8 protein-coding genes and 1 riboswitch are annotated in these 10,241 nt (G+C 45.2%); all 8 genes read left to right on the top strand.

Annotated elements, in window-relative coordinates; genetic code table 11:
- Positions 1 to 254 precede the first annotated feature (254 nt).
- Positions 255 to 434, top strand: a riboswitch (Lysine riboswitch).
- Positions 435 to 533: 99 nt separating this feature from the next.
- The 8 genes from lysA (at position 534) to recQ (ending at position 10,094) form a co-directional block, all read left to right on the top strand.
- Positions 534 to 1,850, top strand: coding sequence for a diaminopimelate decarboxylase (gene lysA, locus AC6H04_RS07820; RefSeq protein ID WP_497571165.1), 1,317 nt, complete (start codon positions 534 to 536; stop codon positions 1,848 to 1,850).
- 47 nt (positions 1,851 to 1,897) lie between these two features.
- Entirely contained in the window at positions 1,898 to 2,608 is a 711-nt protein-coding gene (gene dapD / locus AC6H04_RS07825) for a 2,3,4,5-tetrahydropyridine-2,6-dicarboxylate N-acetyltransferase (RefSeq protein ID WP_497571166.1), read from the top strand.
- A 4-nt stretch (positions 2,609 to 2,612) separates the two neighbouring features.
- The gene (locus AC6H04_RS07830) at positions 2,613 to 3,764 is read left to right on the top strand and encodes an N-acetyldiaminopimelate deacetylase (protein ID WP_497571167.1); all 1,152 of its coding nucleotides are present in this window, start codon (positions 2,613 to 2,615) and stop codon (positions 3,762 to 3,764) included.
- A 42-nt stretch (positions 3,765 to 3,806) separates the two neighbouring features.
- Positions 3,807 to 4,700, top strand: coding sequence for a 4-hydroxy-tetrahydrodipicolinate synthase (gene dapA / locus AC6H04_RS07835; protein ID WP_497571168.1), 894 nt, complete (start codon positions 3,807 to 3,809; stop codon positions 4,698 to 4,700).
- Positions 4,701 to 4,728: 28 nt separating this feature from the next.
- The gene (gene dapB, locus AC6H04_RS07840) at positions 4,729 to 5,508 is read left to right on the top strand and encodes a 4-hydroxy-tetrahydrodipicolinate reductase (protein ID WP_497571169.1); all 780 of its coding nucleotides are present in this window, start codon (positions 4,729 to 4,731) and stop codon (positions 5,506 to 5,508) included.
- Positions 5,509 to 5,533: 25 nt separating this feature from the next.
- Positions 5,534 to 6,718 carry an aminotransferase class I/II-fold pyridoxal phosphate-dependent enzyme gene (locus AC6H04_RS07845; protein WP_497571170.1) on the top strand — a complete coding sequence of 395 codons (1,185 nt, stop codon included), beginning with the start codon at positions 5,534 to 5,536 and terminating at the stop codon, positions 6,716 to 6,718.
- Between the two features lie 86 nt (positions 6,719 to 6,804).
- A complete protein-coding gene (gene asd / locus AC6H04_RS07850) occupies positions 6,805 to 7,896 on the top strand; it encodes an aspartate-semialdehyde dehydrogenase (RefSeq protein ID WP_497571171.1) in 1,092 nt (363 codons plus the stop codon).
- 434 nt (positions 7,897 to 8,330) lie between these two features.
- Positions 8,331 to 10,094: a DNA helicase RecQ gene (gene recQ / locus AC6H04_RS07855; RefSeq protein WP_497571172.1), complete on the top strand. Its 1,764-nt coding sequence runs from the start codon at positions 8,331 to 8,333 to the stop codon at positions 10,092 to 10,094.
- Positions 10,095 to 10,241: the final 147 nt, after the last annotated feature.

Below are 10,241 nucleotides of genomic sequence, written 5' to 3' on the forward strand. Positions count from 1 at the left end.
GGACAAGGCTAATAATCCAAGCCCGGGATTTTTAGCCTTATCCACTTACACTTCGCTCTCTAAACGCTCGTTTCCACACCTTTTTAATTGGGCTACACCGAGCAGAGAGCTGCATGTAAGCAGACAAGGCTAATAATCCAAGCCCGGGATTTTTAGCCTTATCCACTTACACTTCGCTCTCTAAACGCTCGGCTTCACACCTTTTATTTTAATAAACCCCTTGACTATCTTAGAAAACAATTATAAACTTTGATTAAATCGAAGAGGTTGCAACCGACATTAGTCAGTTCACTCAGTCACTGTTATGACTAAGAGGTGAACCAAAAGGGGACGTTGCCGAAGCGCTGAATGTTGCAGCATTCAGTTAGCTGGGACGTGATTCAATAAATCACGGACTGTCGCAGATATAACGTCTGCGGAGCGCTATCGAAATTGAGTCCATAATGAATAAGTCATTAACTGTGGGGTCCTTTTGTTTAGCGTAAACAAAAGGACCCTTTTCGTATAATCTATTATCTACCGGAGGGCACAACATGAGTGAGCAATTGACAAACGAACAGATCAACGAAGCAGGGCATTTAACCATTGGTGGTGTCGACGCGGATGAATTAGCAGCAAAATACCAAACACCGCTGGCAGTCTATGATGTCTCTAAGATTCGTGACCAGATTCGGCGTTTCAAATCAGTTTTTGAAGCAAATGGCGTGGATTACGCAGTGAGTTACGCCAGCAAAGCTTTTGCCGCGATTGCGATGTTCCAAGTGATTGATCAAGAACAGGGACACATTGATGTGGTTTCGGGCGGTGAGCTTTACACGGCCCTTCAGGCTGGCTTCCCAATGGCGCGAGTAAGTTTCCATGGCAACAACAAATCTCGCGACGAGTTGGAAATGGCCGTTAAAAATCACGTGGGTGTCATTGTTTTAGATAACTTCCATGAGATTGAATTACTGGACCAAGTCCTTAAAGAACAGGATGCCAGCTCAGCTGTCATGCTTCGAATTACGCCAGGGATTTCAGCTCATACGCATGAATACATTTCTACTGGCCAAGAAGATAGTAAGTTTGGTTTTGACTTGAAGTCAGGTCAAGCTGATGAAGCCCTTCAAGAAGTCTTGGCTAACGAACGGATGAATATGTTAGGGATTCATGCTCATATTGGTTCTCAGATTTTTGAACTTAATGGTTTCCAAATGGCAGCGAAAAAGTTAGTCGAAATTGCAGCTAACTGGCACGATCAATACCAATACCAACCAGAAGTTATCAACGTTGGTGGTGGTTTTGGGATTCAATACACCAAGGATGATCACCCATTGGCCCCTGAAGACTTCGTGGATGCGATCGTTAAGACGATCAAGCAAAGCGCAGCTGATCAAAACCTTGAGATGCCCGCTGTTTGGATTGAACCTGGTCGTTCAATTGCTGGCCCAGCCGGTTATAACTTATATACCATCGGTTCTCGTAAAGATGTACCTGGCTTGACCTCATATGTCACAGTTGATGGCGGGATGGGCGATAACATTCGTCCAGCACTTTATCAAGCAGAATATGAAGCGCTTTTGGTTGATCAGCCAACTGCCAAGCCAACCGAAACGGTGCACATTGCTGGTAAATATTGTGAATCAGGAGATATCTTGATTGACCAGCAACCTTTGCCAGCAAGTAAGCCAGGTGACGTTCTCGCCATCTTGGATACTGGGGCATACGGCTACTCAATGGCTTCCAACTATAATCGCAACCCAAGACCAGCCGTTGTTTTCGTGGAAAACGGTGAATCAACGTTGGTGATTAAAAGGGAAACATACGCTGATTTGACGCGGTTAGATCAACCATTACCCAAATCACTTTAAAGAAAAACTTCCTATTATAATTAATTTAAGAGAGATGAGGTTATCACATGGCACAATTAGACGCACAAGAAATTATTGATTACATTGGTAATGCACCAAAGAAGACCCCCGTTAAGGTTTATATTAAGGGTAATCTGGCTGACTTAAACGTTCCTGCTAGCATTAAAGCTTTCATTGAAACTAAGACCGGCGTGCTGTTCGGTGATTGGTCGGATGTTAAAACTTTTCTTGACCAGCATCAAGCTGAAATTACGGATACGGAAATTGAAAATCAAACCCGTAATTCTGCTGTGCCGCTATTAGACATGAAAGACGTTAACGCCCGAATCGAACCAGGTGCCATTATCCGTGATCAAGTTCTAATTGGTAATAATGCCGTGATCATGATGGGTGCAACTATCAATATTGGTGCTGAAATTGGTGATGAGTCCATGATTGATATGGGGGCTGTGCTTGGCGGCCGTGCCATTGTGGGGAAACATTCTCATATCGGTGCCGGTACCGTTTTGGCAGGTGTCGTTGAACCCGCGTCTGCTGAACCAGTCCGCGTTGACGATAACGTTTTGATTGGTGCCAACGCGGTAGTGATTGAAGGCGTTCACGTTGGTGAAGGTGCGGTTGTTGCTGCTGGCGCGGTGGTGACTCAAGATGTTGCACCGCATACCATGGTGGCAGGTGTACCAGCTAAGTTTATCAAGGACGTTGATCAGAAGACCGAATCGAAGACCGGCCTAGAAGATGATTTAAGAAAGTTGTGATGAGATGGCTATTCTAACGGAAGATGCGTTAATCAAAATTCGTCGCGACTTGCATCAGATTCCTGAGTTAGCATTAAATGAAGTGCAGACGTCGGCTTATTTGGAAAAGGTGATTGGAAGTTTCAATCAGGCTCACTTACAAATCAAAAAAATTCCTGATTTGCCAACGGCGCTGTTAGTACGAGTTGAAGGTAGCGCGCCAAAGCGGACCCTTGGCTACCGAACAGACATTGATGCGTTGCCAGTGACTGAAGAAACCGGCCTGCCATTTGCATCAAAGCATCCCGGCGTCATGCATGCTTGCGGTCATGATATTCACATGACGGTGGCCCTAGGCGTTTTGAGTTATTTTGCTGAGCATCAGCCGACCGACAACCTGATTTTCTTCTTCCAACCAGCTGAAGAAAGTGAAAATGGCGGTAAACTTGCTTATGAACTGGGCGTATTCAAGGATCAATGGCGGCCAGATGAGTTCTACGGGCTGCATGATAATCCAGACTTGCCAGCTGGCGCTATTGGCTGTCGAATGGGAACCTTATTTGCTGGGACCACGGAAGTTAACATTGACCTTGAAGGTAAGGGTGGTCACGCTGCCTATCCGCAAGATGCTAATGACATGGTGGTGGCGGCTGCGGCGTTGATCAGCCAAGTTCAAACGATCATTTCCCGCAGTATTGACCCCATCGAGGGTGGTGTGATTACTCTGGGTAAGCTGGAAGCCGGCACGATTCGTAACGTAATTGCTGGTCACGCCCACATTGAAGGGACGATTCGTGGTTTGACACAAGTCATGATCAAGCGTATCGATCAGCGACTGCAAGATGTTGGTGAAGGAATTGCTAGGAGTTTTAACGCTAAAGTCACTGTTGCGCTGAATCAGGGTGGTTATTTACCGGTTGAAAATAACCCTGAACTAACCAAACGATTTATCAACTATATGAAGGAAAATCCTGATGTTAATTTTGTTGAAACCGAACCTGCTATGACGGGTGAGGATTTTGGTTACCTACTTTCCAAGATTCCTGGCACGATGTTTTGGCTGGGAGTTGAAGATGACTCACAGTTGCATTCGGCAACGTTGAGTCCTAAAGAATCATCTATTGAAGCAGGCGTCAACGCCATTACCGGTTTTATGACCGCGAGAATGGCTGAATAATTAGACTGTAATCCGAATCGCTCAATAAAAAGGAGAACTATGATGACAACACTAGAAAATGTAGATTTAATGACCGCGATTATTACCCCATTTGATGAAAACGACAATATCAACTATGATGCATTGGAAAAGTTGACTAATCACTTGATTGATACTGGCACCAAAGGTTTCGTTATTGGTGGGACGACGGGTGAAACGCCAACGTTGACTCATGATGAAAAGATTGAATTATACACCCGTTTTGGTCAAATTATTGGTGGCCGCGTACCCGTCATTGCCGGTACTGGTAGCAACAATACCCGTGAAACTGCAGAATTAACTAGAGAAGTCAGCGAAATCCAAGGTGTCGATTACGAGCTCGTCGTTGTCCCTTACTACAACAAGCCAAGCCAACGCGGAATGATTGCTCACTTTACGGCAGTTGCAGATGCAGCTGAAAAGCCAATCATCATCTACAACATCCCTGGCCGTACTGGTGTGACCATGGCAAACGAGACGGTTGTGACATTAGCTCAGAACCCTAAGATTGCTGGCGTTAAGCAATGCACCTCAATCGAAGACATCGAATTCTTAGTTGAACACACTCCAGAGGATTTCTATGTTTACAGTGGCGAAGATGCTCAAGCATTATCAGCTCGAGTGGTTGGTGGTGCCGGTGTTATCTCCGTTGCATCACACATCTACGGTGACCAAATTCGGGCAATGTACGATGCACTCTATGCTGGTGATTTGACTAAGGCTGGTGGTTTGAAGCGTCAATTAACACCAAAGATGGCAGCACTATTCATGTTCCCATCACCATCACCCGTTAAAGCAGTCTTGAATGCCCAAGGTTATGGCGTTGGTGATTGCCGTTTGCCAATTCAGTCATTAAACGATGAAGAAGCTCGTCAATTGGCAGTCGCTTTAGGTATGGAAGAAACTGCATTAGTATAATAAGTGTGGTAGAACAGGAGTTTTTAAAATGACAAAAGTGTTAATTGCCGGTTTTACCGGTGCCATGGGTCAAAAAGCGGTTCACCTCGTTCAAGAAAGTGACGGCTATGAATTAGTCGCTGGTTTCGCTGCTGATGTGACTTCTAAAGATCCTAAGGACTATGATTTGCCAGCCGGGGTTGCCATCTATGGTGACTTGAACGAGATTCAAACCGATGCTGACATCTGGATCGATTTTACATTGCCTAGCGCAGTTTATGGCAACACCAAGTTTGCGATTGAACACGGGATTCACCCCGTTATTGGGACAACTGGATTAACTGATGACCAAGTGAGTGAACTGCAGGAATTAGCTGCTGCTAAGCACCTTGGCGGTTTGATTGCGCCAAACTTCGGTATGTCAGCTGTGTTATTAATGAAGTTTGCCAAGGAAGCTGCTAAGTATTTCCCAGACGTTGAAATCATTGAAATGCATCATGACAACAAAGCAGATGCACCATCGGGAACTGCGTTGAGCACCGCTAAGCTGATCGACGAGGTACGGCCAGAGCATGAACAAGGAAACCCTAACGAAACAGAGAGTTTGTCAGGCGTCCGTGGTGGCGATTATCATGGAATCCATATCCATGCTGTTCGCCTCCCCGGTTACGTTGCCCATGAACAGGTTTTATTCGGCGGTCCCGGTGAAGCATTAACGATTCGTCAAGATTCCTTTGACCGTCAATCCTTTATGACCGGTGTGAAGGTTGCCATGGATCACGTCCTGGACTTGAAACAATTAGTTGTAGGACTTGAAAACGTACTTTAATTAATTTAAAAAATGGAGTGACATTATGCCTCAATTAGCTAGTGATTTAAGTCAGCAAGTCAATCAAAGATTAAACCAAGTTGGACCTTCTGGTATTCGGGAAGTTGCCCAAAAATTCTCAACCATTCCAGGACTCATTCAACTGACTCTGGGAGAACCCGATATGAACGTTCCAGAGCACGTTAAGGAAGCGGCCATCAAGAGCATCCAAGACAACGATTCTCACTACTCACCACAAAAGGGAACCATGTATCTGCGAGAGGGAATCCAGCATTATTTGAAGGCAAGTCAAGGATTGGATTACGATCCCAACACTGAAATTATCGCAACTGTGGGGGCCACTGAAGCGGTCTGTGCCTCACTGTTCACCATTCTAAATCCCGGTGATAAGGTGGTGATTCCAACACCAGCGTTTGCCCTGTACTTCCCGCTGGTAACGATTGCTGGGGCAACGACGGTTCAAGTTGACACCTCAGATAGTGACTTTGTTTTAACACCAGAACGATTGGAAAAAGTGTTGGATCAAGAGGGTGATTCAGTGAAGGCTGTTTTACTGAACTATCCGGGTAACCCAACTGGGGTTGAATATCCCCAATCAATGATTGAAGGCCTGGCAAAAGTCATTGCTGATCATCATTTGTTCGTGATTGCTGACGAAATTTACAGTGAACTGACTTATGGTGTTGATCACTACTCAATCGCTAACGTCATTCCGGAACGGACGATTTTGATCAATGGCCTTTCGAAGTCTCACGCCATGACCGGTTATCGCATGGGCTACATGGCTGGTCCGGCTGAATTAATCGCCAACGCAACCAAGATGCACGCCTTCATGGTCACTTCTCCATCGAACCCAGCACAGGCTGCCGCAGCTGAAGCACTGCATAACGGTCTGCAAGATCCCGTTGAAATGCGCAAAGTTTATCAAAAACGCCGTGACTTTGTTCAAAACGCTATGGATGACATGGGGCTGTCAATGGCGACCCCATCTGGTGCGTTCTACGCCTTTGTTAAGATTCCAGCCAGCTACGGCAAAGATGACGTGAAGTTTGCGTACGATTTGGCTGAGCAAGGCAAAGTCGGCGGTGTACCAGGCAGTGCCTTTGGTGCCGGCGGTGAAGGCTACATTCGTTTCTCATACGCGGCCTCTGATGAAGATTTGGCGGAAGCAATGAAACGATTAAAAGCCTTTTTGGCTGATAAAGCCTAGCACTTGACTAATTGTGTAAAATAAAGTTTAATGCAATTATTAAAAACTAATTTGAAAATATGCGTGATGAAAACGAGGGATGTCTGATGAGTGAGAAACTACGAGTAGGAATTATTGGTGCAACGGGTATGGTTGGTCAGCGATTTATCAAGATTTTAGCTGATCATCCTTGGTTCGAGATTGCTTTAGTTGCAGCTAGTGCGCACAGTGCTGGTAAGACATATGCTGAAGCTGTTAAGGGTCGTTGGAAGATGGAAGGCGATGTTCCTGAACAAGTGAAGGACATGGTACTTCATGATGCAGCCAAAGTTGACGAAATTGCACCTCAAGTCGATTTCATTTTTAGTGCAATCAAATTAGATAAGGCTGATACCCGTAAACTAGAAGAAGAATACGCTAAAGCTGAAACGCCGGTTGTTTCAAATAACAGCGCGCACCGTTGGACACCTGATGTCCCAATGGTGATTCCAGAAATTAACCCAGATCATACGGATGTGATTAAGTATCAACGGGAACGTTTAGGGACTAGTCGCGGTTTTGTGGCCGTTAAGCCTAACTGTTCGATTCAAAGTTACACGCCAGCACTGTCAGCTTGGCGTCAGTTTGAACCTACTCAAGTAATCGCCACGACTTACCAAGCCATCTCCGGTGCTGGTAAAACGTTTAAAGACTGGCCGGAAATGGAAGGCAATGTGATTCCTTATATTGCTGGTGAAGAGGCTAAATCAGAAGGTGAACCCTTGAAAATTTGGGGTCACGTTGATGACGAAAAGAAGGCTATCGTGCCAGCCGACGATACTGTGATCACTTCGCAATGTCTCCGAGTACCCGTTTTATACGGGCATACTGCCGCAGCGTTCGTTAACTTTCGCCAGAATCCAACTAAGCAGGAGCTCATCGATGCGCTGGAAAGTTATACTGGCGAACCACAACGTCTGGGTTTACCAAGTGCGCCTAAGCAGTTTATCCGCTACATGACTGAAGATGACCGTCCTCAAGTTAGCTTGGATGTGAACTACGAACACGGTATGGGTATTTCCATCGGTCGGCTTCGCGAAGATAAGATCTTCGATTGGAAGTTCGTTGGTTTGTCTCACAACACTGCTCGTGGGGCTGCTGGCGGTGCGGTTGAATGTGCTGAATTATTGAAGGCACAGGGTTACATTACAGCTAAATAAACAGAGTGTGAAAACAAGCGTTTAGAGAGTGGAGAATAAGGCATAGACGGCGGAAATCCCGGTTTTGGATTTCTGTCGTCTATGCCTTATTTGCAACTCTCTGCTTGTTTGAACACGTTTCAAAAACAGAGTGTGAGGGGGAGCGCTTAGAGACTGGAGCGTAAGTAGCTTATGGTGGAAATCCCGACCTTGGATTTGTACCATGAGTTAATTACGTGCAAGTCTCTGCTCACCGGAGCATGTTTAGGCTAGATTATAGTATTGAACAAAAACAAATTTTAAATGGTATTTCAGTTAAGAAACCAGATAAAACTTTTATCAATATAGGCTTCTTCCGTTTTATTAAAAATTTGGTCTCCTGATTGCCGTAATTAACATTAGGGTCAGTATTCTGTTAAACTGAAAGAAGACTATTTTGAAAGGAACTGAAATTCATGAAGCCGCAAACCATATTAAAGGCCCAGTTTGGCTATGACAGTTTTCGTACCGGTCAAGAAGAAGTTATTAACGATGTATTGGGTCATCGAAACGTGCTGGCGATTATGCCGACTGGTGGTGGCAAATCACTTTGTTACCAAATTCCGGCACTCATGTTAGACGGGGTTACGCTGGTGGTATCACCACTGATCTCACTAATGAAAGATCAGGTTGATGCATTGAACGAAAACGGCATTGCGGCAACCTTCATCAATAGCTCGCTAGATTATGATCAGATCAATCAGCGTTTCAATGATGCGGCAAACGGTGACGTTAAACTACTGTACGTGTCCCCAGAACGGCTGGATTCGGGTTACTTGAATCGGTTAGCAGAACTACCCATTGATTTGGTGGCCATTGATGAGGCCCACTGTATTTCGCAATGGGGGCATGATTTTCGGCCGAGTTACTTAAATCTGGCGCAAACGATTCAGCAGTTGCCCAGTCAGCCAACGATTATTGCGTTAACGGCTACCGCAACACCGATTGTGGCAAAAGACATTTGTCAGCGGTTAGGTTTAGCTGAAGAGGTTAAAACCGGTTTTTCGCGGCCTAATCTCGCTTTTAAAGTAATCAAGCATCAGGATAACGACAAGTATCTGGTAGATTATTTGAAGCAAAATACGGGGCAATCTGGCATTGTTTACGCCAGTACCCGTAAAGAAGTTGAACGATTAACTAAGTTATTAAATAAAAAACACATCGACGCAACGATGTATCATGGTGGCCTTTCTAAGGAAGTTCGCCGCCAAAATCAAGAAGACTTTCTTTACGATCGAGTACCCGTCATGGTTGCCACTAACGCGTTTGGTATGGGAATCGATAAAAGTAACGTGCGGTTCGTGATTCACGCGCAGGTCCCAGGTAGCCTTGAATCATACTATCAGGAAGCTGGCCGGGCAGGACGAGATGGCCTGCCTAGTGAAGCCATTTTACTGTTTCGTCAGTCAGACGTGTCGATTCAGCATTTCTTGATCGACCAGTCTGAACGAGACGATGCGGGCAAAAAGCGGGAATACGAAAAGTTACAGGACATGACGCAGTATGCTAATACGCAAGAATGCCTGCAACGATTTATCTTAAATTACTTTGGTGAAGAGGGTACTGATTGTGGGCAATGTTCGAATTGTTTGGATGATCGTGAAGAACAGGACATTACTGTTGATACCCAAAAAGTGCTGTCATGTGTGAAGCGGATGAATGAGCGGTTCGGGAAAATTCTTGTGGCGCAAGTGCTAACGGGTTCCAGCGTGGCGCGAATCAAAGAGTTTCACTTTGATCAGTTGACCACGTATGGCATTATGAAGGGCTCATCACAGAAGTCGGTCGCAGAGCTGATTGATTTCTTGACGGCTGCCGGTTATTTGGTAGCGGAGGGCGGTCAGTATCCAGTGCTGCGTGTGAGTGATACTGGCATCGCTGTGCTACAGGGAAAGCAGAAAGTTTATCGGAAAGTTGCTGTTCAAGCAACCCACGTCTTACCGCAAAATGATGATTTATTCGAGCGTTTGCGGGCTATTCGGCGCGAATTTGCTAAGAAACAGGGTGTACCACCATTCGTGATCTTTTCGGATAAAACGCTTCGTGATATGTGTGCGGTAATGCCACAAAACGAAGAAGAGATGCTGACGGTTAGCGGTGTTGGTGAAAGCAAACTAGCTAAGTATGGCGCTGCATTTCTTCAGGAATTGAAGGCTGCTAGTGAGTTAAAGGTGGATTAATAAAAAGCCTATATTGATAAAGATTTTATCTGGTTTTTGACTAACTGGAAGTCTACTTTTGTTTGTTGCTTTAAGCTAGTCAAAATCTGTTCAACAACTCGGATTCCGGCCATTTAACGTAAAGAAACGCCACCCCAACAAAGCATC

Source organism: Secundilactobacillus sp. MJ173, assembly GCF_059704265.1.

Coding starts and splice junctions, on each gene's coding strand:
- lysA (WP_497571165.1), top strand. CDS start 534: ATGAGTGAGCAATTGACAAACGAACAGATCAACGAAGCAGGGCATTTA.
- dapD (WP_497571166.1), top strand. CDS start 1,898: ATGGCACAATTAGACGCACAAGAAATTATTGATTACATTGGTAATGCA.
- AC6H04_RS07830 (WP_497571167.1), top strand. CDS start 2,613: ATGGCTATTCTAACGGAAGATGCGTTAATCAAAATTCGTCGCGACTTG.
- dapA (WP_497571168.1), top strand. CDS start 3,807: ATGACAACACTAGAAAATGTAGATTTAATGACCGCGATTATTACCCCA.
- dapB (WP_497571169.1), top strand. CDS start 4,729: ATGACAAAAGTGTTAATTGCCGGTTTTACCGGTGCCATGGGTCAAAAA.
- AC6H04_RS07845 (WP_497571170.1), top strand. CDS start 5,534: ATGCCTCAATTAGCTAGTGATTTAAGTCAGCAAGTCAATCAAAGATTA.
- asd (WP_497571171.1), top strand. CDS start 6,805: ATGAGTGAGAAACTACGAGTAGGAATTATTGGTGCAACGGGTATGGTT.
- recQ (WP_497571172.1), top strand. CDS start 8,331: ATGAAGCCGCAAACCATATTAAAGGCCCAGTTTGGCTATGACAGTTTT.